The organism is Clostridium sp. MD294, assembly GCF_000364165.2.
Classification (GTDB): domain Bacteria; phylum Bacillota; class Clostridia; order Lachnospirales; family Anaerotignaceae; genus Coprocola.
In genome coordinates this window covers 2,515,985-2,540,862 of record NZ_CP097810.1, presented here as the reverse complement: position 1 = coordinate 2,540,862, position 24,878 = coordinate 2,515,985, and the positions used below count along the sequence as shown (strand labels likewise).

At 27.4% G+C, this 24,878-nt stretch carries 32 protein-coding genes; 22 read left to right on the top strand and 10 right to left on the bottom strand.

The genetic code is table 11. From position 1 onward, the window contains the following. Genes csm3 through cas6 form a run of 4 tightly spaced genes read right to left on the bottom strand, consistent with a single transcriptional unit; the run spans position 1 to position 4,124 of the window. Positions 1–660 carry a type III-A CRISPR-associated RAMP protein Csm3 gene (gene csm3, locus C820_RS12535; RefSeq protein ID WP_004033276.1) on the bottom strand — a complete coding sequence of 220 codons (660 nt, stop codon included), beginning with the start codon at positions 658–660 and terminating at the stop codon, positions 1–3. Between the two features lie 12 nt (positions 661–672). After that, the gene (csm2, locus tag C820_RS12530) at positions 673–1,047 is read right to left on the bottom strand and encodes a type III-A CRISPR-associated protein Csm2 (protein ID WP_004033278.1); all 375 of its coding nucleotides are present in this window, start codon (positions 1,045–1,047) and stop codon (positions 673–675) included. A 1-nt stretch (position 1,048) separates the two neighbouring features. Continuing rightward, on the bottom strand, positions 1,049–3,373 hold the full coding sequence (gene cas10 / locus C820_RS12525) for a type III-A CRISPR-associated protein Cas10/Csm1 (protein ID WP_004033280.1): 2,325 nt from the start codon (positions 3,371–3,373) through the stop codon (positions 1,049–1,051). After that, positions 3,366–4,124, bottom strand: a complete 759-nt coding sequence (gene cas6 / locus C820_RS12520) for a CRISPR system precrRNA processing endoribonuclease RAMP protein Cas6 (protein ID WP_004033281.1) — start codon at positions 4,122–4,124, stop codon at positions 3,366–3,368. Before cas6 ends, cas10 begins: the two co-directional genes overlap by 8 nt. 507 nt (positions 4,125–4,631) lie before the next feature. Between cas6 and C820_RS12515 the strand changes: the two genes are divergently transcribed. The 13 genes from C820_RS12515 (at position 4,632) to C820_RS12455 (ending at position 12,711) form a co-directional block, all read left to right on the top strand. Beyond that, a complete protein-coding gene (locus C820_RS12515; protein ID WP_004033282.1) occupies positions 4,632–5,006 on the top strand; it encodes a BlaI/MecI/CopY family transcriptional regulator in 375 nt (124 codons plus the stop codon). 5 nt (positions 5,007–5,011) lie between these two features. Then, positions 5,012–6,319, top strand: a complete 1,308-nt coding sequence (locus C820_RS12510; RefSeq protein ID WP_242824472.1) for a M56 family metallopeptidase — start codon at positions 5,012–5,014, stop codon at positions 6,317–6,319. A gap of 253 nt (positions 6,320–6,572) precedes the next feature. Further along, complete coding sequence (locus tag C820_RS12505; RefSeq protein ID WP_162213014.1) at positions 6,573–7,769, top strand: hypothetical protein; 1,197 nt, start codon at positions 6,573–6,575, stop codon at positions 7,767–7,769. Between the two features lie 69 nt (positions 7,770–7,838). Then, positions 7,839–8,711, top strand: coding sequence for a stalk domain-containing protein (locus C820_RS12500; protein ID WP_162213015.1), 873 nt, complete (start codon positions 7,839–7,841; stop codon positions 8,709–8,711). Positions 8,712–9,059: 348 nt separating this feature from the next. Next, complete coding sequence (locus C820_RS12495) at positions 9,060–9,374, top strand: hypothetical protein (protein WP_004033286.1); 315 nt, start codon at positions 9,060–9,062, stop codon at positions 9,372–9,374. 28 nt (positions 9,375–9,402) lie between these two features. Continuing rightward, positions 9,403–9,636, top strand: coding sequence for a hypothetical protein (locus C820_RS12490; RefSeq protein WP_004033288.1), 234 nt, complete (start codon positions 9,403–9,405; stop codon positions 9,634–9,636). Positions 9,637–9,639: 3 nt separating this feature from the next. Continuing rightward, positions 9,640–10,158, top strand: a complete 519-nt coding sequence (locus C820_RS12485) for a recombinase family protein (protein WP_004033289.1) — start codon at positions 9,640–9,642, stop codon at positions 10,156–10,158. Then, on the top strand, positions 10,155–10,307 hold the full coding sequence (locus C820_RS12480) for a hypothetical protein (RefSeq protein WP_004033291.1): 153 nt from the start codon (positions 10,155–10,157) through the stop codon (positions 10,305–10,307). Before C820_RS12485 ends, C820_RS12480 begins: the two co-directional genes overlap by 4 nt. 69 nt (positions 10,308–10,376) lie before the next feature. Beyond that, positions 10,377–10,565, top strand: a complete 189-nt coding sequence (locus C820_RS12475; RefSeq protein WP_004033294.1) for a hypothetical protein — start codon at positions 10,377–10,379, stop codon at positions 10,563–10,565. Positions 10,566–10,596: 31 nt separating this feature from the next. Further along, a complete protein-coding gene (locus tag C820_RS12470; protein ID WP_051057728.1) occupies positions 10,597–10,779 on the top strand; it encodes a DNA adenine methylase in 183 nt (60 codons plus the stop codon). A gap of 537 nt (positions 10,780–11,316) precedes the next feature. Further along, positions 11,317–11,625 carry a plasmid mobilization protein gene (locus tag C820_RS12465; protein ID WP_035295426.1) on the top strand — a complete coding sequence of 103 codons (309 nt, stop codon included), beginning with the start codon at positions 11,317–11,319 and terminating at the stop codon, positions 11,623–11,625. 15 nt (positions 11,626–11,640) lie between these two features. After that, on the top strand, positions 11,641–12,075 hold the full coding sequence (locus tag C820_RS12460; protein ID WP_004033297.1) for a relaxase/mobilization nuclease domain-containing protein: 435 nt from the start codon (positions 11,641–11,643) through the stop codon (positions 12,073–12,075). 129 nt (positions 12,076–12,204) lie between these two features. Then, a complete protein-coding gene (locus C820_RS12455) occupies positions 12,205–12,711 on the top strand; it encodes a hypothetical protein (RefSeq protein ID WP_004033299.1) in 507 nt (168 codons plus the stop codon). Positions 12,712–12,764: 53 nt separating this feature from the next. Here the strand turns inward: C820_RS12455 and C820_RS12450 are convergent, their stop codons facing one another. The 4 genes from C820_RS12450 to C820_RS12435 all read right to left on the bottom strand — a co-directional run bounded on the left by C820_RS12450 (position 12,765) and on the right by C820_RS12435 (position 16,806). Next, complete coding sequence (locus C820_RS12450; protein WP_004033301.1) at positions 12,765–13,076, bottom strand: hypothetical protein; 312 nt, start codon at positions 13,074–13,076, stop codon at positions 12,765–12,767. A gap of 878 nt (positions 13,077–13,954) precedes the next feature. Further along, the gene (locus C820_RS12445; protein ID WP_004033303.1) at positions 13,955–14,668 is read right to left on the bottom strand and encodes a hypothetical protein; all 714 of its coding nucleotides are present in this window, start codon (positions 14,666–14,668) and stop codon (positions 13,955–13,957) included. 89 nt (positions 14,669–14,757) lie between these two features. Continuing rightward, the gene (locus C820_RS12440) at positions 14,758–15,831 is read right to left on the bottom strand and encodes a hypothetical protein (RefSeq protein WP_004033305.1); all 1,074 of its coding nucleotides are present in this window, start codon (positions 15,829–15,831) and stop codon (positions 14,758–14,760) included. Between the two features lie 39 nt (positions 15,832–15,870). After that, positions 15,871–16,806, bottom strand: a complete 936-nt coding sequence (locus C820_RS12435; RefSeq protein WP_004033307.1) for a hypothetical protein — start codon at positions 16,804–16,806, stop codon at positions 15,871–15,873. Positions 16,807–16,986: 180 nt separating this feature from the next. Here C820_RS12435 and C820_RS12430 point away from each other — a divergent pair, with 180 nt between their 5' ends. The 8 genes from C820_RS12430 (at position 16,987) to C820_RS12395 (ending at position 22,765) form a co-directional block, all read left to right on the top strand. After that, complete coding sequence (locus C820_RS12430; protein ID WP_004033309.1) at positions 16,987–18,081, top strand: hypothetical protein; 1,095 nt, start codon at positions 16,987–16,989, stop codon at positions 18,079–18,081. Positions 18,082–18,101: 20 nt separating this feature from the next. After that, complete coding sequence (locus C820_RS12425) at positions 18,102–19,094, top strand: hypothetical protein (protein ID WP_004033311.1); 993 nt, start codon at positions 18,102–18,104, stop codon at positions 19,092–19,094. 14 nt (positions 19,095–19,108) lie between these two features. Further along, positions 19,109–19,477 carry a hypothetical protein gene (locus C820_RS12420; RefSeq protein WP_004033313.1) on the top strand — a complete coding sequence of 123 codons (369 nt, stop codon included), beginning with the start codon at positions 19,109–19,111 and terminating at the stop codon, positions 19,475–19,477. Between the two features lie 17 nt (positions 19,478–19,494). Then, entirely contained in the window at positions 19,495–19,824 is a 330-nt protein-coding gene (locus C820_RS12415) for a hypothetical protein (RefSeq protein WP_004033315.1), read from the top strand. A gap of 376 nt (positions 19,825–20,200) precedes the next feature. Next, positions 20,201–20,578: a hypothetical protein gene (locus C820_RS12410; RefSeq protein ID WP_004033317.1), complete on the top strand. Its 378-nt coding sequence runs from the start codon at positions 20,201–20,203 to the stop codon at positions 20,576–20,578. 397 nt (positions 20,579–20,975) lie between these two features. After that, a complete protein-coding gene (locus tag C820_RS12405; RefSeq protein WP_004033319.1) occupies positions 20,976–21,716 on the top strand; it encodes a hypothetical protein in 741 nt (246 codons plus the stop codon). A gap of 69 nt (positions 21,717–21,785) precedes the next feature. Continuing rightward, entirely contained in the window at positions 21,786–22,022 is a 237-nt protein-coding gene (locus C820_RS12400) for a hypothetical protein (protein ID WP_004033321.1), read from the top strand. 20 nt (positions 22,023–22,042) lie between these two features. Further along, positions 22,043–22,765: a leucine-rich repeat domain-containing protein gene (locus tag C820_RS12395; RefSeq protein ID WP_004033331.1), complete on the top strand. Its 723-nt coding sequence runs from the start codon at positions 22,043–22,045 to the stop codon at positions 22,763–22,765. A gap of 248 nt (positions 22,766–23,013) precedes the next feature. Here the strand turns inward: C820_RS12395 and C820_RS12390 are convergent, their stop codons facing one another. Then, positions 23,014–23,886, bottom strand: coding sequence for a hypothetical protein (locus tag C820_RS12390; protein WP_004033333.1), 873 nt, complete (start codon positions 23,884–23,886; stop codon positions 23,014–23,016). A gap of 189 nt (positions 23,887–24,075) precedes the next feature. Here C820_RS12390 and C820_RS12385 point away from each other — a divergent pair, with 189 nt between their 5' ends. Next, a complete protein-coding gene (locus tag C820_RS12385) occupies positions 24,076–24,276 on the top strand; it encodes a hypothetical protein (protein WP_004033335.1) in 201 nt (66 codons plus the stop codon). Positions 24,277–24,609: 333 nt separating this feature from the next. Here C820_RS12385 and C820_RS12380 read toward each other — a convergent pair whose 3' ends face one another. After that, positions 24,610–24,843, bottom strand: a complete 234-nt coding sequence (locus C820_RS12380) for a hypothetical protein (protein ID WP_004033336.1) — start codon at positions 24,841–24,843, stop codon at positions 24,610–24,612. Positions 24,844–24,878: the final 35 nt, after the last annotated feature.

The following is a 24,878-nucleotide window of genomic DNA, read 5'->3' as shown; positions in this document are numbered from 1 at the left end:
TCACACTTCCTTAAATAATTCCACACATTGATTTAATATATCATCTTTTATATCACCTATAACTGTTTTTACATTGATATTTTGAAATTCTATTTTGCCATATCCTCTAGAGCCATGTCCCCCAATATAGTCATATTCCATCAATTTAAAACCATCAGAAAGTATTTTCATATCTTCTAGTATTTCTTCCTCTTTTACCACATTATAAATAACAGAAAATTGAAATTGAGAACCTCTTATCACTCTTTCTATTTGTCTAGGATTTGCAACAGCTGTTAGTCTATTGATTGTATTTTCAAATTTAATTTCTGTTGCAGAAGTCAAACCATATTTTCTAATTTCTTCCATATTGTATAACATCATGTCTGAAAATAACACTCTACTAGCACTTGCATTTTTTCCACCACTACCGAAAAGCCTTTTTATCCTTTCATCGTCTTCTTCAGCACATTGAGGTGGCATTGCATTACTATATTTTTTAGTAAGCAATGTTCTCATTTTTCCTTTTAAACTGCTACCAGGTATGATAGGCATATCTGTTAAAGTATCTCTAATAACTGGAGAATCTACTGCACCAATCGCTGCAAAAGCAGAAGAACCTCCTATATGCATACCTGTTTTTACTTCTATGATTCCATTTATTTCAATTTTTGAAAACATTTTTATCACTCCTTAATCTCTACCACCATAATATTTATGATATGCTACAAGTGCTTCTATATAACGACAAAATAATATCAAATTTTGTTTACTATCACCTATGGATTTAATGTTTTTTATAAAATCTGCTTTTTCAACAAAATCTTTTACTGTTTTCTCTCGTCCAGCTTCATATGCAATTCTCATTCTCAAATATTGTACACGACCTTTTAATTCACTATCAATTTTATCTTCTTTGTAATGCAAAGCATCATTATATATATCATTTACCATAGACAATATATTTCTAATTTTAGATGTTGTAAGTTGTAATTTTCCTCTGTCATCTATCATACTTTTTATTACTTTTTCGGCTTCATCAACATAGTTTTCAGTATTGATTGTCATTTCATTCTTCCTCCCTTTCTCTAATGCTATAAATATAAATATAAATTGCTGTAATGACTTGTCTGCATTGTTCTTCATCTCTTATCCAATGATACATTTTTTTAGCAAATTGATTATAATTTTCACTTGCTTGTTTGTCTTCTTCTTCATTTGGCTGCAATCTGGAAAGTACATAAGCAAAACGTGCAAGGTTTATTTTTTCTTCCCTATTTTTCATTAATTCAAGTAAACGATATAAAAATGCTTTTCCTCTTGCAGTACTACTATTTTTATTTTCAATGCTTTCAAAAAAGTCTTTTATTGTTAAATACTTATCTTCTAACACATCATTTACAAATGTATCCCAGTGATAAGTATTTCCTTCTCCAAATAATGTAATAGCATTTTTATCAGGATATTGTTTCGAAAGTTCTTCTAATTCTCCTGTCTGTATTGCCATTGTAGAAATCGGATATTTTTGAGGATATATTCCTATTCCTGCTGATATTGTAAGTGTTCCTTGAGCATAATCGCTTAATGCATCATTCAAATCTATTGCAAACTCTATAACATCGTCCCATGCACCAACAACAAAAACATCATCTCCACCTGAATATACAATAGCAATATTTCTTTCGCCTTCTTTATCAGAAATAGTACAATATTGTCCATTTGCAAGAATTTCATTAATATGTAATTTAAAAAACATAGATAATTTTCTTGAAAATGTTGCCGTTCTTGAAATTGTAACATAAGTATCTTTATTTTTATTACTTTCAAAGCCACATACAAATGCCTGCCCTAAATTATCAATATCAGCACGTAAAACACCTAACCTTGCGATACCATTTGCTGCTTTTGCCAAATCTTCAAAAGTATCACCATTTTTATAATCTCCAACCCATAATTTACAAACAATATTAAATCCTGTGTGCATTTTATTTTTACAATATGCCCTAACATAATTTTCTTTTGTCATTTTTTGAATTAGGCTTCGTTTATCATCAGCTAAAATATACATATTTCTAGGCATAGGAAGCCCCTGTGATTTTTTTACAACACTAAAAAACTGTTTATTAATAATATCATTTGAAAAATTTTCTAACACTTCACAAATAGAACATCTTTGATTGTCATTTAATTTTTCCGTTTTTCTACACACAGAACATTCTCTTTCTCCATCTGTTGTATTATCATTTAATTTTATAATATCAGAAGCAGTATATCTAGAAGATTTTTTTTGCGAAATATTATTTGATACATTTTTAAAAATATCACCATAACTTCCTTGAGGTTCATTTTTTAAATCATTCGCACTACATGAAGCAAATCCTCCAGCAATATAAAGTGCTGTACCAAAATTTTTTAAGAACCAATCATTGATTTCTTTTTCATAATCAGAAATTACTTTTATTGTTTTTTCTGTATTAGAAAGTATCATATAAGCATGACCACCACCACAATACAAAAGGTTTGCCCTAGAAAGTGATAATGTACATAATAGTTCATCTATAATGTGTTCCATAATAAGTTCAATATAAAAGGAACGTGCTCTCAGATTTTTAAGTGCTTTATCTGTACTGATGGTATAAATGAAATCCTGTATACCAGATATATCCATGCTATATAATAAAAAAACTTTTTTATGATAAAAATCATTTGATTTTAAAAAAAGTTCTGATTTATAATTTATAATATTGTTTTGTTTTAAATATTGATAAATACAGCAAGCGATTGCTGCTGTTGTTTTAGAATGATCAAAAAGAGAAATATCTGCAACTTCATTAATAGAAGTAGAAGAAGGAATAAAAGAAATATTTGCTTCCAACACTTCTAATAAAGAATTGATATAATTTTCGTCATATTCTATTGCTTTGATGCAATTCTTTATATTGTTAACACATTTTCCATAAAATTCCTGATTATATTTTATAGTTTTATTTTTTTCGTCTATAGGATAGTTAATACCCTTATCAAGCATAGCTGGAGGATATTTTTTATTTTCATCGTTTCCATTTAACCTATTAAATATGCTTTCTAAAGGAATTTCTCTAACAAATCCCCAACCTTCTTCATTGCTTTTTCTTCTGTCTGCTGCTGCTGAAATGTTATCTGCAATACAAGTAATGTATGCTAAAGAATTATCTGCTAACTTTGCATTTTTTAAAAGTGCTGCATGATGATAATGTATTTGTTCTAATATATTGACATCATTAATATCAGCTTCTTTTTGAATAAATTCAAAGCCACTAATACTATGATTTCTTTTATCATTATATCTATAAAGAAGTTTTCCAACATCATGTAGTAGTCCACCAATTGTAATTAGATACTCTGTATCATTCATTTTTATCTTTCCTTTCTATTATTTCAATTCCTCCCATTCCCATAGCACTTTTGATGCCAACACCACTAAATCTTCCAAAATAAGAAAGCAAATATAATAAATTTACCATTTGTTGTGGTCCTGTTACCTTTATTTTAAAATTACCAATGAAAGCTGGTATACTAATTTTTTCTAAATAAAATTTTGTACTTTTTAAATTATAATAAATCACTTTAGTGTATCGCATAATTTCATCTAATATTTCTGGTGTGTATAAATTTGCACAACAACAGAAAAAGTCAAATTTATTAATAAGGCTTTGAAATATTGCTTTTATAGTAGGATAAAAAACATATTCTCCATTACTTTTAAAGGCAGTTGGAGAAATAAATTGAAATTCTATTATTCTATTTTGATTTTTAAAAAAATAATTATCAATTAACATATCATATGATATTTTTTGAAATTCTTTTTTTACAATAGTAAATTCTATATTTTTATTTTTTAAATAAAAATTTGAAAATGTATCTGAGAGAAGCATATCAGCAATATAATAATCTGATTGTTGTTCTAACGTATTCACTGTCCATACAATTTCACCATTTCTATTTAATATAAATTGACTATATGGTTTTAGTTCTGATAAATGTAGTTTTTCCCCATAAGAAAAAGGAATCCTTTCCATAATAATCCCTTGAAAAGCAGAACCAACATTCCATGTGATTTTTTGTTGTTCTTTATAATTTAATATCATTTTTATTTGTGAAGGCATATTATATCCCCTTAAAATATTATATAATTACTTAGTATTTGTAAATTTAATTATACAGCAACTCTCTTTAATTTCTATTATGTTAATATAATATCACTATTATACTGTTGTTTCAACACTTTTCGTGATTTTTCGTTTTTAAAATTCATTATGATAGAATTATGTTTCAAAAAACTTTTATAATTGTTTTTTTAATTTAAAAAATATTTATAAAAATTTTAGTTATATTTTTGAAAAATAGATTTTATTTTAACTTTAATATTTCCATGATACTATTAAAAATAAAAACTATTTTGCTTTTTATAGTATTATAAAATGAAAAAAATAGAACAATGATTTTGTAAAATAGTAAACAAATTTGTAAAAATTTCTATTAAAACAATTGACAAATTTTATTTTTTATTATATATATAATATATAGCAATTAACATACCATGTATAATTATAGTAGGTATAATATTGTTTGTATTACATTACAATATTATTTTAGGAAAGGAGAAAAAGTATATGAAAGAAATCGTAAAAATTACAGAAGGACAATTAAAAATTTTAAACATTTTATGGAAGGCAGAAAAGCCAATTTGTGTTTCAGAAATACTGGCAGAATTAAAAAAACAAGACATTCATCTAGCCTATCGTACTGTGTCAACATTTGTAGGGCAATTAGAGGAAAGAGGTGCAGTTGCTGGCATCAAAGACCAAATGACATTTTATTATTATCCGCTTATTGAAGAAAAGGATTTTAGAAAAAATGAAGCAAAAAATCTGATAAAAAAGCATTTCGGGGGGTCATTAAAAGGATTTTTAGCCGCTTTCACAGGAGATGAAGATTTGACACAGCAAGAAATAGAGGACATGAAGGAGTGGGTTGATAAACTTTGATTTCTATGTGTTTTATTGCGGTATTACAACTTTCTGTTGCTGGAGGAGTAGCAGGAATATTGTTTTTATATGTGGAAAGATGGTTGTATGAAAAAATACCATCAAAATATATTATATGGCTGAATATTGTAGCATTGTTGATGTTTGTAATACCATTTTTTTCGCTAATTATGGAAATTGATGGGAGTTATCAATCGTTTTTGGAACATACCCTTATCGTTGTAACAGGAAAAAGTGATATACAAAATAAATTTTATGACATCATTCAGCAGACTGATATTTCTAATCAAATAGTTACTATTTGGCTGATTGGTATGATACTCTATTTTATTTATGAAATGTCGTATTATATCTATACCATAAAAACAATTAAAAAAGGAATTTCTCTTTCAGAAACGATTTGGCAAAGAGTATTAAGTGAAGTGCAAAAAGAATTGCATATTAATAAAAAAATTAGTTTATATGGAAAAATAGATGTTGCTCAGCCATGTACCATAGGAATATTGAAACAATATATTTTAATTCCCTCACTACTTGTCAATCAACTGAGTGAAACAGAAATGAAAGCGATATTAAGACATGAATGTATGCACATGAAAAGAAATGATGTACCTTTAAAAGCAGCTATGCAGGTGTTGAGTTGTTTGAATTGGTTTAATCCTTTGTTTGCTATATTGAGAAACTCTTTATATGATTGGATAGAAGTGGGTTGCGACGAGGAGTTAACAGAAAAGTTTACAAAAGAAGAAAAGAAAACATATATTAAAGTGTTGCTAAAATTGACAGAAGAAAAACAAAAAAGAAGAAGTTTTGGATTTGCAGTAGGATTTGGAGAAAGAAAAAACACATTAAATAGGAGGATAAAATACATTATGAATAACAATAAAAAAAGAAATACTTTAGGAAGAATTGTAGTAATAGCATTTTTATTATTTACAGTACCTGTATGTAGCGTAGCAGCGAAAGATACCGATGTCGTATTACATAGTATTTTTTTAGAAAATGTTGAATTTATTGATAAGGACGATTTTAAAGTAAATGAAGATGGAAGTGTAACAATAACACAAACAGTTGAAGAAAGTCACTATATGGGTGATATAAAAGAAACTACAAGAATATTACAAGAGGGAGAAGAAACAGCAGAACCAAGACATACACACAATAAAGTAAAAACAACACTAGAGAAACATATAAAATACAGTGATGGTTCTTGTGAGGTAATTGTTTATAATGTAGATTATTGTGCTGGTTGTGATGCTTATTGGACACTAGGCATTGCTAGTTCAAAAACTTATAAAAAATGTCCTCATTAAACTTGATAATAACTTAATACTTTATTAAGATAATATAGATAATATGGCATTTTAGCCTATATTATAAATATAAAAAAAGAAAGGAGGATATTGAAATGCGTTGGAGAGGTGGATAACAAAATAAAAAATGCCTTATAATATAGCGTTTTGTATTGCGTGGCAGCAGTAAAATTCTATATTTTTATAAGACATTTTCCTAAGTATAACAAATAAAAAATAAAATTTCAAATGTTAATTTTAGGAGGAATATATTATGAAAAAAATGATAGCTTTAGCATTAAGCTGTATTATAGCAACTGGTTCTGTAGTAACAGGATTTGCTCAACAATTAGAGGAAAATATTAGTGTAGTATTAGAGGAAACTGAAAATGGTATAAAAGAAAACGTAAATGAAATTAGTGAAAAAGATGCAGAATTAGTTGCAAAGCAATTTATTATATCAAGGTCAAAAGCACCAGGAGTAACAGAAACATTTCCAGAAAATTTTACTCTTGAAAAAAATATAACAATGTATGATTTAAGTGATACTCCTTCTGCATATAAATTTGATGTTTTAGATGAAAATGGTTCATATAGTGGCTATATTGTAATTGGAGCACAAAAATGTTACCATCCAGTTATAGAATTTAGTTGTTCTGATGGAGAAAGCATATTTGACACAGCAGCCAATGAAACAAGAAATGCTAATAAAATGTATTACGTTGGTGGAATTGACTACTTAGTAGAGAATGAAGCTGAGGAACTTGTTGATTTAGATGGACAGAACATTGGTACATATAGTGAATTACAAGGAACATTAAAAAAAGCAAGAGATTCTGAAGATGAATTTAAAAATGAATGGAATGATGCATTAGAACGAGCTAGTAAGGTTGCTGAAATCGAAGATCCTGCTGATATTGAAGAAGATTGGGATGATTTCGATGGACAAGAAATGTATGATTATAATACAGTGAAATATGTAACCCAAGGTCAATATCCAGATAGGGATAATTGTTCTGCGGTAGCAGCAGTTAATGCATTTGCATACTGTGATGAGATATATGGTATGAATAAATTAAAGCTTAATGGCAGTTGGGATGCAACTTATAGAAGAATATTACAAACAAGTGGTGCTGCTGGTGGAAACGGAGCTCTTGCAAAAGATTTATTTAATGCAATTGAAACATTTATAGATGATGTAGGTGTAACTCGTTTGAATTGTTCCTATTCTGCAAGAGTTAATACAGACACTATAAGAAGTAATATACTGAAAGACAGTCCACAGATTTTATTTTTAATGAATAACAAAATATACAATGACCATTTTGTATTAGTCGTATCTTATGAAAAATATATGTATGATACAAAAGATGATAAAATATATTTTGGTATTATTGGAGGAAGAACAACGTCTGTTAGATACATACCTTACGATAGAACATCAAATAGTGTGATTACTTTATCCTGTTAAAAAATTAGTAATAATGCAAAAGCTATATTGCTTTTGCATTTTATCATAAAAAAGGAGAGTAGATAGGACATGAAAAAGAATATATTATTTATGATGCTATTTTGTATATTATATTGTGTTACAGTTTTTGCAAGTAATCAAACAACAATAAATAATGAAGATGTTATGACAATGGAAAAATTTATTGGTGTCACAGATGTATCAGATATTTCTATGATTCACATTAGAGTACATAAATATGGTGATTGTCATGTAGTAGATGAATATGAAATTAAACAGGGTTATGATATATTAATGACTATGCCTTTGCAAGAAATTGTAGATGGTCCTACTTATTTTGAAATAGATAAAAATGATGGTGCTTATCCGGGTGATGTAGAAAGATATCATGTAACATTCTATAAAAATGGTGAAGAATTAACAAGTTTTTCAGTGACTGCAGATAAAATATTTACACATGATTGGGTGTTTGTATCTGGAAATATGGAAGATGGCAATGAAAACGAATTTTATAAATTTCTTCAAAATGCAGAAAAAAAACATCAAAGATATACTTTCGAATTAAATGAGAAAGATATTTATAATAATGAAGTGTTTGTGGATACTAAAAAAGTAACTTATAAATGGGGAAAACCTTATATCAACAAAAATAATCAAATGATGGTACCATTTAAAGAATTGAATACAGCATTAAATACACAAGCAATATATGATGTGAAAACACAAATGGTTTCTGTGCGAAAAGAAAAACCTGTACCATTATATGGAGAAGTAACAGATGAAATTATATATGTTGCTGTAAGAGATTTAGCTACATTGGGTGGATATGATACTTATTGGGATGATGAGTTAAAAATAGTATATATTACAAAAGAAGAAGGTATTAAAATATGGAATAAAGAAACGATATATCTGCCAGCAGATGAATATTATAAAAGATAGCATATGTTTAAGCAATAAAGATACATTATGAATATTAATATGTTTGTAGCAAATATTAAAATAGTAATTGAATATGACATTTAGAATTGTTTTTTATCTAATTTTATTTTTCCTTTTTTATAAAAAAATTATTGTTTATATTATTATAATATTCAAAAAAATATTTATTTTAACATAATAAAGTTATTAGTTTAGTTCTGTTAATTTAATATGAAAATAAAAATACAAAAAAGACTTTTAAAAATGCAATATTAAAAGGACAAAAAAGAACAAAATCTTTAATAAGGGGCTGTTGTCTATATCATTTTAATGTAACTTAACGCTTAATTTAAGATAAAGAGAATTTATATGAAAAAATTTATTACAATTGCTGTTTCATTAATTTTATGTTTTAATACCACAATTTCAGCTTTTGCAGTAATTCCAGAAAGATGGAGTGAAATGACTAAGGAAGAAATTGAATCAATTTCAGGTAATTTTATAGAACCAGAAAGAAACACTGAGAAAACAACAACAGATGAAATGTATGCTGCTCTTTATGCACCAGTGCGAGGTGATATAGATACTATTCCAGACGTTGATATTGCTGAAGACTATTTAGGTGGAAATTACCTGAATTATTCTGTAGAACGTTATATAAATCCTAGATTATGTAAATATTGACCGCTTATATAATTGTACCGATGTTTTAATGTATACAGGTCATGGAATTTATGATAGAGTTGTCATTTCTCCAAGTGCGGAAAGCGATAAAACAGACGATAATTGCACTGGTGTTTATATGGGAAGTAAAAGTATTGTTGACAAAACATATAACACAAAATTTGTAGGTATTTTAAAAAGAAATATGTCTGCCTGCAAATTTGTATTATTTGCGTGCTGTGAAGCAGCAAAAACAAACTCAAACATCAAAAAAGTGTTGTAGAAAATGGAGCAAAATCAGCAATTAGATGGCATGAATGAAGCAAGAATTTCTGATGTATTAAATGAAAGAGATGTCCTTTCTCCCATTATGTACAAAAAAGAAAAAAGATATGCTTATGTAAAAGGCAGATATATTACAGAAAATAATGCAAAATGGTCAGCAACAACCATACTACGAATACTAAAAAATGAAATTTATACAGGAACAATGGTGCAAGGCAAAAAAACAACATACAATTACAAATTAAAAAATATTATTCAAAAGTCAAAAGAAGAATGGATTTATATAAAAAATACCCACGAAGCAGTCATTTCAAAACAGGAATTTGATTTAGTGCAAAGTATTTTTCTTTTGAATACCAAAACAGCACCTCATAAAGAAAGCGTATATTTGTTTTCAGGTTTACTGATTTGTGCAGATTGTGGAAACCGTATGACAAGAAAAAGCGTTGCCTACAAAGACAAAAATATTTTTATTATTATTGTCCAACTGGTAAAAAAGGCTGCACTTCTTCTCATATGATAAAAGAGGATAACCTAATAGCTTGTGTTTTAGAAAGTGTCAAAAAGCATATCAGTAATGTGATTTCATTGGAGAAATTACTCAACAACATAGAAAAAGAAAGAATGAACCAAAAAATTGCACAAAAATATGGAAATAAAATTGTATAAAAAGAGCAAGCAGAAGAGGAATTAAAAACGTTTCAGTCTTCATTATATGAAAATTACATCAAGGGAATTTTGCCAAAACAAGATTACAGAATGTTAAAGGAGGAATATACAACAAAGTTAGAAACAGTAAAAAAAGAAATTTCTGCTTTAAATGAAAAATTAGAAAAGGAACTGTGGCACAACCGAAAAGAATGGATAGAACATTTTAAAAGATTTTCAAATATTACAATTTATATTAAATGTAAGAGAAATATTTGATGCTTTTCAGCAAAACAAAAATAGAACAGATTTGACATATATTCAAAAAGCAGCAATATTTTATTATATGATTAGAACATCTTATGGTGCAAGTTTAAAACAATATGGTGCAAATTACAGAAGCCCTTATTTACTTTTGCGAAATATAGAAGTAATTTCAAAAAGATTAGCAAGGATAGTAATAGAAAATAAAGATTTTAAATACATAGTGTAAAGATATGATAAACAAGGAACATTGTTTTATTGTGCCCCACCTTATTATAAAACAGAAAAGATGTATGATATGGGTGGCTACGGTTTCATATACTATTAAAGAATATGCTTAAAAATATAAAAAGTAATTTTGTATTAAGCTATAATGATAATGATTTTATAAGAGGTTTATATCAAGGTTTTAACATACAAGAGGTAGTAATTTATCTCTTAATGATGATAAAAAAGGAATGTATAAAGAATTGATTATAAAAAAATTTTAAGTGTTTCTAGTTGAAAAGTATAGTTATGAGAATATAAAAAAATCATTTTTAACTATTCTTTAACTGCCTTTTAACTAGCGTTAAATTAGTATTTAATTAATTTTTTTTCATAAAAACTTTTAAGATAAAAACGAATGAAAAATATTTTATTTTTTACTCGTTTTTTGCTTTATAAAATTGCCATTTTTTCTGCACCTTTTTGCCATTCTTTTCATCCCTTTACAATAGAAATCAAAAAACAAAAAGAGGTGATGTTATAATGCAAAAAAAGAAATATAGGACTTTATACCAAAATTTCTGAACAAGAAAAAAACATCATTCATGAAAAAATGAAACTAGCTGGCACAAACAATATGAGAGGATATTTACGAAAAATGGCAACAGAAGGCTATATCATTGCTATAGATATGAGTAGCATACAAGAACTTGTTATTTTGCTTCGCTCTATTACGAATAATATCAATCAGATTGCAAAAAGAACAAATGAAACAGGAAATTTTTATGCAGAAGAAATGAAAGAATTACAGCAACGCTACCAAAAAATATGGTGTTCTGTAGAACAAATATTGAACCAATTTTTATAAAAAAGAGGTGAATATATGGCAGTTGTTCCTTTTTATAACAGACATACTTCTAAAAACCAAACAATAAAAGAGTGTATCAAATTTCATATTGATTACGCTAAAAATCCAGAAAAAACACAAAATGGATTACTTGTGAGTGCTTATGAGTGTAGTCTAGAAACAGCAGCAGAAGAATTTTTAATCAGTAAAAAATTGTATGAAATGATAACAAAAAGAAGTCAGTCAAAAGATAAAAACAATATCAGTTATATGCTGATGCAGTCGTTTAAACCAGAGGAAATCACACCACAAAAAGCACATGAAATTGGTTATCAATTTGCCTATGAATTTACAAAAGGAGAACATCAATTTGTGATTTCTACACACACAAATAAAAATCATATTCATAATCATATAGAAATTAATAGCACTTCATTGGATTGTACACATAAGTTTAATGCTTATAAGTGATAGGGAATATCATCACAAAAATTGAGTGATAAAATTTGTAAAGAACATTGTCTATCTACTATAAAAGAAAATTAACAAAAAGGCGAATATTATGCAGAATAGAAAGCAAAAAAAGTATCACTTCTTTTATTGATATTCAGCAAAAAAAAAGAACAAGGAAAAGGTGTAGCTTATGAACAATGGGCAAAAATATTTAATGTAAAACAGACAGCAAATATCGTAAATTTTTTAATAGAAAACGATATAAATTATCAGACATTAGAGCAACAAGCACAGAATAGTACAGAACGATTTCATGAAATATCTAACCAATTAAAACAAAAAGAAAAGCAGATAAAAAAGGTTTTAGAGTTAAAAACGAATATCATTTATTATGCTAGAACTATTGATATTTATAAGCAATATCAGAAAACAAAAGACAAACAAAATTTCAAAAAAGAGCATAACAAGGACATCATAAAACACAAAAAAGCAAAAACATTTTTTGAAAAAACCAATCAAAAAAATCTTCCAAAAATGAAAGAATTACAACAACTATATCAACACTTATTGGAAAAAACAACAGATTTACCAATAATATACAAAAGCAAAAAAGGAAATGCTGGAGTATCAAACAGCAAAGCAAAACATGGATAAACTGCTCCAAACCAAACAAAAAAATTCAGAAAAAGACCAGCAAATATAAAAAATTACTGTTCTTGTTCTATATTGTGTGCCTTTTCATAACGAGTTTGAAATCTATGTTTACGACTATAAAAATATTTTTCTACTTCATAAAAAGGTATCCAAATTTCAGCTTCTTCTATTTTATTATAGACAGCACTTAGTATTTCTACATTGCGTTTAGAGTTAGGTGGTTTTCCAACCTCATCATAAATATGAGCATATTCTTGATAAAGCCATTCGCTAATTTTCTCTTTTTGTTTCTGTTTTAATTGAGAAAAAGATTTGTTTATTTGTAGTAATCTTCCATTTATTATTTTATGATTTTTTCGGAACATAATTTATTTTCCTTTCTTATTTTTTTATAATAATAGCATTATAACATAAAAAAATAAAAAGGGTTAGAGCTTTCCTTAAGAAACGAAATTGGTATAACAATTTCTGATTTCATCTCTTTTTTTATTTGTATTTTTTGTTTTTAACGACGCCGAAGGCATTTTGCAAATTTCAAAAAAATTTGCATTAGGGGTTTGGAGGTGCTGAATGTCCAGTGGACATTTGCTTAGCACCAACTGGAGCGAAGCGTAGACATACCCCAACAAGCGTGAAAAGTTCCCTTGCTTGCACTCGATGCAGACATAACTTTGTATACAAATTTTTAATATTTCCATAATTTTCTTAATAGATTACTTAGCTTAAAAATTGATTGAAAAATTTTAGTCATATTCTTAAAGTACATGGGATTTATCAGAATTTGAAGGAAGAGATAGTGGAAAAAGTGAATTTGGAGGTTCTACTTTTGAAAGCGTTATCTTGAAAAAGTATTAATTTAAAGAAATGACAACTTTCAAAGCAAGAAAACCAGATTTAGAATCTGACGCTTGGGCAGATTCTCTTGATATTGTATCTAATATGAGTACAGTAAAAATCCTATTGGAAACTGCTTATGGTTTATGACAAACTCTGCGTACAAAAAGAGGTGCTAGTAGGTCAGGAAGCAATGAAACTTTTACATTTTCTGGTTCTACTGCTAAAAAAGTTGTTGAAAAAAATAATCGGTAATCACACTTTCTTCAGAATAGAAGGTTATTGATTATTTTGACAAAAAAACAGTTAATAATCTAGTACATATCTTTTAAGCTAGCTTATATTAAAGATTAAGAAACAACAATAAAAGAGAAACCTACATTTTTATTTCTGTAGGTTTCTTTTTTTATTAAAAATGAATATTATCTAATTGATAAGTACCATTTTGATATATGATATTTGCAGCAACTTGATATTCTAATGTATCTGGGATGACTTTATCATCATAAAAAACAGCAATTTCAAAAGTAACTTTTATTTGATTATTATTTATTTCAAAAGCTGGATATAATAATGTAATATTATCTATCTGATTTTGAAAAGGAATATTTATATCTCTTACATCATCATTTATTCTAATCAAGATTGTATGGTTATATTGAGAAAAATGTACTTTTTTTAATAATTGTTCTTTTGTTGTATTTTCAGAAAAAGTATAATCTGTCCATAAAGTATCTTCCTCTGTTTTTTCTATTTCTAATAGATGAAGTTCTTGTGAAGAAGTTCCATTACCTTGATATAAATTTGCAATATAACACAATTCTTTTTTATCATCATGATTAAAATCTTCAAAAACAATAACAGGCAATTCTCCAATACTGTTTTGCCAATTCCATTCAAAAAACTTACTTTCCTTTTCAAAACAAACTACAACACCTGATGATTTTACTCCATATATTTTTATAGCATATTGGTCTAAATTTGCAATTTCAGGAAGAGGATTTTCATTAAAATCACCCTGTTCCACTTTTTCATTTTTTTGTGCAGCAATGGTAATGATAGTAAAGACAGTAAAACAGCAGATACATAAAATTAAAACAAAAACTTTTTTGATATTTCTCATAAAATGTTCCTCCTCAATCAATTATAATTTCTTATATAGAAATAAAACAATGAAAGCGAATAATGTACTACAAAATTTTTAATTGTTTTTTAAGGAGTTACTACTTTATCAATCAATTTTGTATCTTTTCCGTCAAACCAAATATCTAGATAAGTATAACTAAATGGCATGTCAATAAATTCTGAAATATCCTTTTCCTCAATATAAATTTCTCCTCCGTAAACAAAGACAGAAAATTCTTTTTCTGGACAATGACTTGATTTTAAAGTAATACTTCCCAGACAATATTGCTGTGCTTTTGTACAAAAAGGGTCTTTGTCTTCATAAGTATGTAAAGATTGCTTTGTTCCTTTTTCTAAAACAAGCATATTTTCTTTTCGTTCTTTTACTTTGATGTCCGCTATTTCTAAAAGAGATTTTAAATTGATATATTTATTATCTTCATATTGAGCATCATAGCGGAAATAAAATATATCATTTCCTTCAAAATCAGAAAAATCAGAACGTGTTTCGTAAAATTGATAAGCGTATTTATTTCCTGTATAATTTGATACATAAGGATACTGAATAGAAAGCAAATCTAATGGAAATATTCCAAAATCTGTTTGAATTTCTTTTCCGCCCATCAGTGCCTCCATCTCTACAATTCTTTCTTCTGGGTGCCAAACAAAGCGAAAGCCATAATCAGAATAACCATTTGTTCCAAAAGTTCCATAAGCTTCTATGTTATGGTTAATCTCAGAAATTGCAGATACTTCTACGACTGTTTTACCACCTACATTATAAATATGTTCTTTCTCAACAGATGTATCATTGATGGATACTGTTATATCCGTTTCATAAATGTTTCCTATGATTTCTTCCAGAGAACCTTTTTGGAGTGATTTGTATTCAGGAGCAACTTCAGGCATACAACTTGCATTCGCACTTAAGTATCTTGATTCCTCATACCATTCCACTTGAAAACCATATCTTTCTAAATCCTCCACTACAATTACCGTTTCCCCACCGATGTTATACGATGGTATTTTCATACCATTAAGGTAAGTAACAATGTCTGTTGCATAAATATTTCCAATCACGTCACCTACTGCAGCATGAGCAACCGTTCCTCCTAACAGAAAACAAAACAATAAAATGATACAGATTACTAACTTTTTCATAAAATATTCCTCCTGTATTGATGATAAATTTCATAAAACTTACCATTTGCATACTATTTTCATAGAGTAAAAATCTTCCAAAGAGACAAATTTATCTGCAAAATAAATAATATAGCCACCATGGTTACCACCATAAAATTCTTCAACAGAAGTAACTTCTACTTTTTCTCCATTGATAAATATATCAAAATGTTGATTGGCAATATCTGCATTTTCTTCTAGTATTGTTCTAACTTCATGTATATTCTGCATAGGTTTTGGATCATCCATATAAAGGTCAAAATGAAGAGAGAATGTTTTTTCCCTATAAGAAACTTCCATAATAGGGTCTGATAAATATTGTATATTTTCTCCCGAAATATCAAAACCGCCTTGTTCATTTCTATTTACTTCTATCGTAAAGTTATGAATTTGGGCATTTTTATCAAATATACTTTCCTCATCACTAAAACGCATTGCCCAAGAAAATTCAGGTTCGAAATGAATTTCTCTTTTTTCAGGATACCATGTCACAGTGCCATATTCTTTCAAAGCATCCATCAATATAATTGTTCTTCCGCCTATATTGTATGCTGGTACAACTTTATCTCCAACAGATGTTACAATATTTGTTTGATATAATGGAAAAGCAAAGCCTTCAAGAGCAGAAATAATTTGATGATTTTTATCCATATGTTTCTCTGTATGTTCTGTAAAAGGCATATCATTTGCTGAAATATAGGAACCATCACCATAATAAATATCTAATTTTCTGTTCTCTGCATCATAATACACATCAAAATCATAATTTTCTAAATCTTCTGCAATAATTCCTGTATAACCATTGATATTGTAGGACGGTATTAGCACACCATCAATATATGCAGTAATATCTGTTTTTACCGCTTTTCCAATGATTGCTCCATTCGCATATATTTTATTTCCTCCTAACAGAAAACAAAGCAATAAAACCATATAACCTAGCAATTTCTTCATACAACATTCCTCCTCTATAGATTATAAACTTTTTATATAGAAATAAACAATAAAAAAGCTGAAAATACTACAATATTTTTGATTGTTTTTAAAAGAATACAAAAAACATTGAAAAAAGTTGTAGTAAAATCTATTTTTTTTTATTTATAATAGAGAAAAATAAAGAAGGGAAGAGTTATTATGAAAAAACTAAAAAAAATAATCAGTATGTTATTGTTGTGCAGTATGATTTTCACACAGCCTATCTATGCAGTAGAGAACCCTATTGTATCAGAACCATCGCAATCTGGTAACGAATATTTTGCAGAAAAAGACCATATTTTATATTATTTTAAATATGTTAAATTAGAGGAAATAGAAGAAGAGTACAATTCTAAAAAATTACAGCTTTATCAATATAATTTACAAACCGAAACAGAATCTCTATTATGTGAAGATTTTTTTGAAGATCTTTTTGGAAGCTCTCATCATATACGAGTTTGCAACGACGAATATATTTATTTTTATGGAAAAAAAGTAGATGATGATAGAGAAGGATATTATAGAGTTTCTAAAAATGGAGGTAAAAGTGAATATTATGGTAGTTCTATAAAGATAACATTTCTTTCAGATAAGTGGGTATATGATAGAGAAAAAAATGTTTTTTATAATTTTGAAACACAAGAAATCATAAAAAATACCATACAAGATTTGTATAGGATTGCAGGAAGTTATATAAATTTTTTGGAATATCACGATATGCTTTATATTCATGTTAATTTACCTTTTTCTCTTCAAAATGATGAAAAGCAAGATGTTAATCGTATTAATGGTCAACAATTAGAGAATGGTGTTTATGTTGTGTCATTGTATAAACAAAATGATTTCCATAGAATAGAAAATGATGATGATATTTATCTACAATGTGCTTATCATAATAATTTATATTATAGTAAGGAAAATCAAATAAAGGAATATTCTCTGAAAAATCACACGGTCAAAACAATTATTAAAAAAGAGGAAGGAGTATTAAATATGTTAAATATATATAATGATATATTATACTATTATTATGATGTTGAAAAAAACGGAAAACATTATAGTAATATTTATGGTATTTCTTTAAAAGAAGAAAACCAGCAGCCTTTTTTAGCAGCACCATATATATATGGTTATGCTGTAGATATTTTAGAAGATGTTACTTTTTATGCTGCTAATATTGGCAGATGGTATATAGGAAATTGGAGAATATATGATATTCATACTGGAAAAAGATATTTTATTGAACCTTATTGAAGAATAGGAGGAAAAGGACAATGAAAAGATTTTTGAAATTTGTAGTATTATTTTACTGCATGATATTAATGGAAAATACAGTTTATGCAGAAACAGAAAAAGTCATTTATTCTGACATTACTGCATATATCAATGGTTTGCCAATCCCTTCTTACAATTTTTATGGAGCAACGGTAGTAATTGCAAAAGAGTTAGAAAACTATGGTTTTGACTTAAATTATGTTAATGAGGAACGCTGTTTATATATAGAGTACAATCCAGAGAAAGAGGTAACTGCAAATTATGACCCTCAAAAAGAGAATAAAAAAATTGGTTCTGTAGCATTTCCTGTGCAGGCAACAGATATTTATGCCAGAATAGGAGGACATAGTACAGATGGCACTTCTTATAGTAGCAATGGAGAATTAATTATTTCTATAAATGAACTGAAAGAGCAACATTCTTGCTATGTAACGTGGTATGAAAAAGAAAGAAAAATATGTTTTGATTATATGCCATATTGGAAAATAAACCCCAATATTGACTATGAAAAGGAAAAAAATGAAAATATTTCTAGTTTTACAATAGAATTTACAAAAACAGAACAAAAGGAAATCAATGAATTTGGCAAAGAACAACCAAAATTTCATGTGGATGGAAAAAACGAACAGTATCTTTCCTTTTTTAGAATTATCTGGTGCGAAAAAACACCTGTAAGAGATTTCAGCAAAAATTGGTTTGAAAATGGTAAAATTACCATTGATTTTTGTATTCGTGAGGATACTATTTTGAAAGCAGAACAATTAATACAGTTATTAAATTCTATTTTGACAATCAATTCTGAAGGAAATGTTGTATCAGAAAACATTGCTGCTGCTAATAAACATATTAAAGTGTCTATCAATGGAGAAAGTGTATCTGTTTCGGCAATAGAACTAAGACCAAATTTTGACGGTTATACTTATTACATAAAATTGGACAAAGAAATAAAAAATTTAAAAGAAATCCAAAGCATTACCATAGAATGTAAATAGAAATGAGGAATTTTGTGGAAATATTAGCGGAAAGTAGAAATTATATTGTTTTTTATGAATTTGAATCTGTGATATTGAAAATCAAAAAATCGAAAAAAGAAATTTTAATTGGCGATTTCTATGGAGAACCAAAAATGGCTCTCATTTCGGAAAAAGAAGATTTTTGTGCTGTATGTGGTTGTGGCATTATAATATATTATTTACATACTCCTTTTATAGAATATGAATATAATAAAAAAGCAAATCAATGGAAAGAATGGGGCAGAAACAATAAAATAATTTGGATAGAAAGTATAAAATATATTTATGATTTTATGCTAGAAATTAAAACAGAATCAGGTAAGATAATAAAAATCAATCCATATACTCTTTCTATAAAATAATAAAATTGGAGGAAAAAATGTCAGTAGGATTATATAAGTATTTAGGTAACATTTATGATAGAAACTCAAAATTAATTTTGAGTGAAAATATTTCTTCTCAGCAGTTTTATGAAAAATATTGGAAAAAAGCAATATATGAAATGAAAATTAAATATGTTCAAGATGGAGCAGAATTTGATATATCAAAAAAAGAAATAGTATTAGAAGAATTAAAATTGCTGCTAAATTGGGCAGAACAAAATTTAGAATATAAAGATTTAAACTATATGAAAACTAAAATCAAAAATTTGCAAAAAGTTATAATGACAGAATTATGTGATGAAAAAGATATTTTATATATTTTTTAGTGATATTTAAGGAATATAATATAAAGCCTTATGTATTTGGTGTAGATGATATACCATAGCTTTAATTATTTTATCTGCTTCTGGAAGCAATTTAACTGATTTAACTAATTTGTCTACTGATGTTAGTTTACCTGTAAACTATTCATTAGACACAAACAAAAAATTTGTGACTTATAATCACCCTGAAGCATTAAAAAATAATATGTATGGATATAAAGAAAAAACGGATTGTAACAAATGCTTAAATCAAGTGACTGTTCCAGCTGGCACACATCAGATTTTCTTTTCTTACTAATACAATAATAGTACAGATGCACCTGAAGCAAAGCATAAACTAAATTTTGGTATACAAATATTTAATTCAAACAGTACAACATTGCATTTCAGACAATTAAAATTAGGATATGACACAAATCATTTTGATAATAAAAAAAGTTGGAATGAAGTTGCAGGTGAAACAATAAAAGACTATTTTAATTCTTCACCAGCATCAGAAGGAAGCATAGCTAAAAATAGTTCTTATTGGTTTGATAAAGAATTGCTTTATTACAGTGGGCTTTACAATGGTTTAATGGAGTTTCAAGTAGATAAACAAGCTATTATCACAGTATATATCTATGAAAACAAATGGAATATAGATGATACAGCTACTATAATTCCAAAAACAGATGGCAATGGAAAACAATATTCTGGTTATTCCAATGGCTATAAATATGTAGTAGATACCATTACATTAAATGCTAGTGACTTATAAAAATCAATAAGATATTTAAAATTAAATACAACAGTAATTTCTAATTTAAAAATAAATAAAGCTGTTGCTACTTCTGATTTACTTCCAAATCCATTTGGTAGCTCCTGCTGGAAAGTGCATTTCTACAAAACTTTCTGACCATAATCTTAGCAACTAAGGTATTATCTATGAGTTTTCAGTTAAATTTGTAAATGACAGCGGAAAATACTCTGTAACATTTAATATCTACATAAAAAGCTGCTTTATGAACTATCATAAGGCAGTTTTTTTATTCAAAAAATAAGAATTTAAAAAAATATAAAATACTTTCAAAAAATTTGTAGTAAATTTGTCTTTTTTGTTGTTTATATATAAAAAGAAATTTATAATCATATCATCAATGAAGGAGGAATGTTTTATGAAAAAACTAGTAAGTTGTATTGTTTTAGTATTTTGTATTATGATGAGTGACAGTATTGTTTTTGCGAAAACAGGAGATATTGTTGGAAAGGCGGTCAATACAGATATTGTTGCCTATATCAATGGCTTGCCAATTCGGTCTTATAATATCAATGGTTATACAGGAATTGTTGCAGAAGATTTAGAAAAATATGGTTTTGATGTTTGGTATTCAGATTCTGAACGTACTCTACGAATAGAATATGATATTGCATCTCCCAATGAAATAACAGCAGATTATATTCCCTCAAAAAATACAAAGGCAATTGGCTCTTTCGCAGCAAATATTTACGAAACCGATATTATTACACGACTTATTTATGGAGCTGACAGAGATGAAAAATCTTATAATACAGGTAGTCGTGTCATTTTGGAAGTTCTATCACTAACTGATGAAGAAAGTATTGATGTAAACGCTTATAATATAGGTGGTCAGACCATTATCTTAATGGACGATTTAGAATATTATGGTGATGTAACATGGTATCCAGAAGAAAGGAAAATATGTTTTGATTATGTTTCGCCACCTACTAGCACATCATGGAGCTTAAAAGTAAAAGAAAATTATGATGAAGATATTTCAAAAGACATTTCAGATTTTGTTATAGAATTTAAAAAAAATGAAAATGATGGGTTTGATATTACTGAAAAAAATATACAATATTTTACAGGTTTTACTGTAACATGGAGTCAGAGTTAAGAAAGACATTTAGGATTTCATTTTCAAGTTGAAACGCGTACAATAAATCAAACGAGTGAATTGCGTCAGATGATGAATAAAATGTTAAATCAAGACAAAGAAGGAAAAAAGGTACAAGAAGGAACTGATTTGGCAAATGAACATATCAAAATGTCTATTAATGGAATCTCAGTCCCTGTTACATTTGTTCGTGGTGGTGGTGGGAATGGTCACAGTGATTTCTATTTTTATTTTGATACTTCTAACTTAGATGAAACAGTAAAAGAATTTGATGATATACAAACAATTAGCATAGAATGTAAATAAAAGCAGAAGAGTAAAATCATATGTTTCAAAGGCTATTTTTATTTCTTTTTATTCTTTTCTCTTTTTCAGCTTGCTCTGATAATAAAAAACAAGAGAATGAATATACAGAAAATTCGCAAATAGAAATCAATTTTAAATACGAAGATATGTTGTATTCCTCTGAAACAGCAATCGAATTTTTGTCATTGGAAGAAATAGATTATACTGTTGATGAGATAAAAACGATTCGCATATGTGGTGTAATTTTAAATGATTCTTCTATGCTATCACAATATCAAAATTTAGAATCTATTTTTATAGAAAATTGCAGTATAAACGATTTTTCTTTTTTGTCATACTTACAAAATTTAAAATCTTTACATTTATCCAACTGTATCGCACAAGAATATCAGTCCATTGAAAAATTGCCAAACAAACAAAATTTGACAGAATGTAATATCAATTACTGCCAGCAAGGAGATACTCCTTTAAAAGATATATCTTTTTTAAAAAATTTTTATCATATAGAAAAATTAGGTTTAATAGGAAATGATATTTCTGATATTTCTGCATTGTCTAATATGAAAGAATTGCAGGAGTTATTTTTGACAGACGGAAATTTTTCATTAAATACATTAGAAGCATTGTATTCCCTAAAAAATTTAAAATTGATTCAAATATCTATGGCTGTAGCAGAAAATTTGTCAAAAAAAGATATTGCAGTATTTGGAAATCCCTTTTTTCTGATGAAAGTACCATTATAGAAATTGATTAAAAAAGAAACCCACTGCAAAAAATAGTGGGTTTCTTTTTAATGTATAAATTATTGTCCTGTCCAATCACAAGAATTTGCAATATCTGCCAATAATCTTATTCTACAAAAAGTAAGTCTGGTACTAGCACCTGCACTTGTAGCAGAACAGTTTAATTTATAAGATATTTAGTACATATTGTGACAATAGTTCGTAAATATGATTTAATAGTAATTAACTACTTAATATTTTTTACTTTTTTAAAAATTATGGTTAATGATATATTCAAAAAAATCTATTGTATTACTATCTACTTTATCAATCGTTTCAACATAAGAACCATGTCCTGCATTGCCATGACCTGTTTTATAATAAATTTCTCCTGTTACTTTATCTACAAGCAGTAAATAAGAAGCATCTATTATCCAAAAACTAGCTGTATCCTCTATACACTGCATAGCATTTATTTTTTGCTGAATTTGTATGAGCATTTTATTTGCATTGTCATTTTTTTGCTCTAATAAAAAATTTTGATAACATTGATTCATTTTTTGTTTTGCCATTTGTAATGCTTGTTCTTTTGTTACTTTTTGTTCTCTTGTATCAATACATATCAAAGGGTTATATAAAGGCATTATTTCTTTTGTAGTATAGCTAACAGCACCATTTAAAGCGGTTACAAATTCTTTTAAAGGTACATATATTTCATTTTCTACATAAATTGCTTTTATTGGTAGTATTTCATTATTCTTTTTGATTGAAAGGGAACTATCTACTACAATGTTGTCTAGTCCATTTTTAATATTGTTTTTATTTTCTTCCTTTTGCAAATGCAATTCTTTACAAATTCCTTCTAATGAAACAAAAGAAATATCATTTTGAATGACAACATTTTCAGAGGATATTTTACCATTTACAATAAGAAATGTATGCTTTTGTCCTTCTTCTAATAAGAATGAAGTACCATCAGAAGCAGTAAATTTGTATTTCCAATTTCCATTTTCAAAATCACTGTTTTCTACATCAATTGTATTAATATAACAAGGGGTTTGTACTGCTTCCTTTGCCCATACTTGTGTTAAAATTTGAGAACATAAAATTACAGCAGTGATTATCTTTTTAAATTGTTTCATATCAACTATCCTTTCTATATTTTAAATTTCTAAATTTTTTTATTGTTTTGGTTGCTAATATATCCAAATTTTATCTTTATTTAATATAACAAGTAAAAACTTTAGATGTAAAAGGCTAACCATTTAAAGTATGCCTAGCTTGTTTAAAAATTACAGTGTAAAACAAAAAAGAAATGGAGGAAAAATAGTATGGCAATTTCTAAAGATGACTACAAAAAAGTAATAGACGACATTGATGTGGAAGGTACATCAAAATATCAACCAAGTGGAGGTAAAACATATTGTAATATTTTTGCTCAAGATGTTTCAAAAGAATATGGTACTCCTCTTCCAAGTGGTACTTGTGCAACAATGTTAGAAGCATTAAAAGGAAACAAAACGCTTCACTAATATTCTGTTAATTATGCCGATGCTCAAAGCAGTGCAAATAAAGGATATACTACAATTGGTATTACTTCTGACCATGTTGTTATTATCTATCCTCACGGAAATACAGCTAGTTCTGTTTCAGATTTATATATGTCTATGGCAGGATACCAATGCTTTAATGACACAAAAATTACATATGCTTGGGAAAAGTCCGCTTTATCAAATGTAAGATTTTACTCTTGGTATGAAAAAGAATAAATTATTTGAAATTTAGCATAAAAAATAAAGGCAGCTTTGTTTATTAGAACTGCCTTTATTATAGTTTTTCATTTATTGTAAGTCAATGATTTCTGTTTAATAAAAATATGTTTCAGATATTGTAATTGGCTCAGAACCATTTTTTGTGCTGACACTACCACTAAATATCAATTCATAACTTCCCCTGCCAGAAGCAGTTAATGTACCAGAAATTTTTGTAATCTCATTTCCATATATGTATATACTATATTTGGCTCCAGAACTACTAATACAAAAATCTAAATTAGCTGATATAATGTAACTATATCTTGGAGTTATAGAATTTTGCATTTCTACTGTTTCATATAATTTACTTTGTGTAAACG

Excerpts from the sequence above, each read along its gene's own strand:
- csm3 (WP_004033276.1), bottom strand. The coding sequence starts at position 660 with ATGTTTTCAAAAATTGAAATAAATGGAATCATAGAAGTAAAAACAGGT.
- csm2 (WP_004033278.1), bottom strand. The coding sequence starts at position 1,047 with ATGACAATCAATACTGAAAACTATGTTGATGAAGCCGAAAAAGTAATA.
- cas10 (WP_004033280.1), bottom strand. The coding sequence starts at position 3,373 with ATGAATGATACAGAGTATCTAATTACAATTGGTGGACTACTACATGAT.
- cas6 (WP_004033281.1), bottom strand. The coding sequence starts at position 4,124 with ATGCCTTCACAAATAAAAATGATATTAAATTATAAAGAACAACAAAAA.
- C820_RS12515 (WP_004033282.1), top strand. The coding sequence starts at position 4,632 with ATGAAAGAAATCGTAAAAATTACAGAAGGACAATTAAAAATTTTAAAC.
- C820_RS12510 (WP_242824472.1), top strand. The coding sequence starts at position 5,012 with ATGTGTTTTATTGCGGTATTACAACTTTCTGTTGCTGGAGGAGTAGCA.
- C820_RS12505 (WP_162213014.1), top strand. The coding sequence starts at position 6,573 with ATGAAAAAAATGATAGCTTTAGCATTAAGCTGTATTATAGCAACTGGT.
- C820_RS12500 (WP_162213015.1), top strand. The coding sequence starts at position 7,839 with ATGAAAAAGAATATATTATTTATGATGCTATTTTGTATATTATATTGT.
- C820_RS12495 (WP_004033286.1), top strand. The coding sequence starts at position 9,060 with ATGAAAAAATTTATTACAATTGCTGTTTCATTAATTTTATGTTTTAAT.
- C820_RS12490 (WP_004033288.1), top strand. The coding sequence starts at position 9,403 with ATGTATACAGGTCATGGAATTTATGATAGAGTTGTCATTTCTCCAAGT.
- C820_RS12485 (WP_004033289.1), top strand. The coding sequence starts at position 9,640 with ATGGAGCAAAATCAGCAATTAGATGGCATGAATGAAGCAAGAATTTCT.
- C820_RS12480 (WP_004033291.1), top strand. The coding sequence starts at position 10,155 with ATGATAAAAGAGGATAACCTAATAGCTTGTGTTTTAGAAAGTGTCAAA.
- C820_RS12460 (WP_004033297.1), top strand. The coding sequence starts at position 11,641 with ATGGCAGTTGTTCCTTTTTATAACAGACATACTTCTAAAAACCAAACA.
- C820_RS12450 (WP_004033301.1), bottom strand. The coding sequence starts at position 13,076 with ATGTTCCGAAAAAATCATAAAATAATAAATGGAAGATTACTACAAATA.
- C820_RS12445 (WP_004033303.1), bottom strand. The coding sequence starts at position 14,668 with ATGAGAAATATCAAAAAAGTTTTTGTTTTAATTTTATGTATCTGCTGT.
- C820_RS12440 (WP_004033305.1), bottom strand. The coding sequence starts at position 15,831 with ATGAAAAAGTTAGTAATCTGTATCATTTTATTGTTTTGTTTTCTGTTA.
- C820_RS12435 (WP_004033307.1), bottom strand. The coding sequence starts at position 16,806 with ATGAAGAAATTGCTAGGTTATATGGTTTTATTGCTTTGTTTTCTGTTA.
- C820_RS12430 (WP_004033309.1), top strand. The coding sequence starts at position 16,987 with ATGAAAAAACTAAAAAAAATAATCAGTATGTTATTGTTGTGCAGTATG.
- C820_RS12425 (WP_004033311.1), top strand. The coding sequence starts at position 18,102 with ATGAAAAGATTTTTGAAATTTGTAGTATTATTTTACTGCATGATATTA.
- C820_RS12415 (WP_004033315.1), top strand. The coding sequence starts at position 19,495 with ATGTCAGTAGGATTATATAAGTATTTAGGTAACATTTATGATAGAAAC.
- C820_RS12405 (WP_004033319.1), top strand. The coding sequence starts at position 20,976 with ATGAAAAAACTAGTAAGTTGTATTGTTTTAGTATTTTGTATTATGATG.
- C820_RS12400 (WP_004033321.1), top strand. The coding sequence starts at position 21,786 with ATGATGAATAAAATGTTAAATCAAGACAAAGAAGGAAAAAAGGTACAA.
- C820_RS12395 (WP_004033331.1), top strand. The coding sequence starts at position 22,043 with ATGTTTCAAAGGCTATTTTTATTTCTTTTTATTCTTTTCTCTTTTTCA.
- C820_RS12390 (WP_004033333.1), bottom strand. The coding sequence starts at position 23,886 with ATGAAACAATTTAAAAAGATAATCACTGCTGTAATTTTATGTTCTCAA.
- C820_RS12385 (WP_004033335.1), top strand. The coding sequence starts at position 24,076 with ATGGCAATTTCTAAAGATGACTACAAAAAAGTAATAGACGACATTGAT.
- C820_RS12380 (WP_004033336.1), bottom strand. The coding sequence starts at position 24,843 with ATGCAAAATTCTATAACTCCAAGATATAGTTACATTATATCAGCTAAT.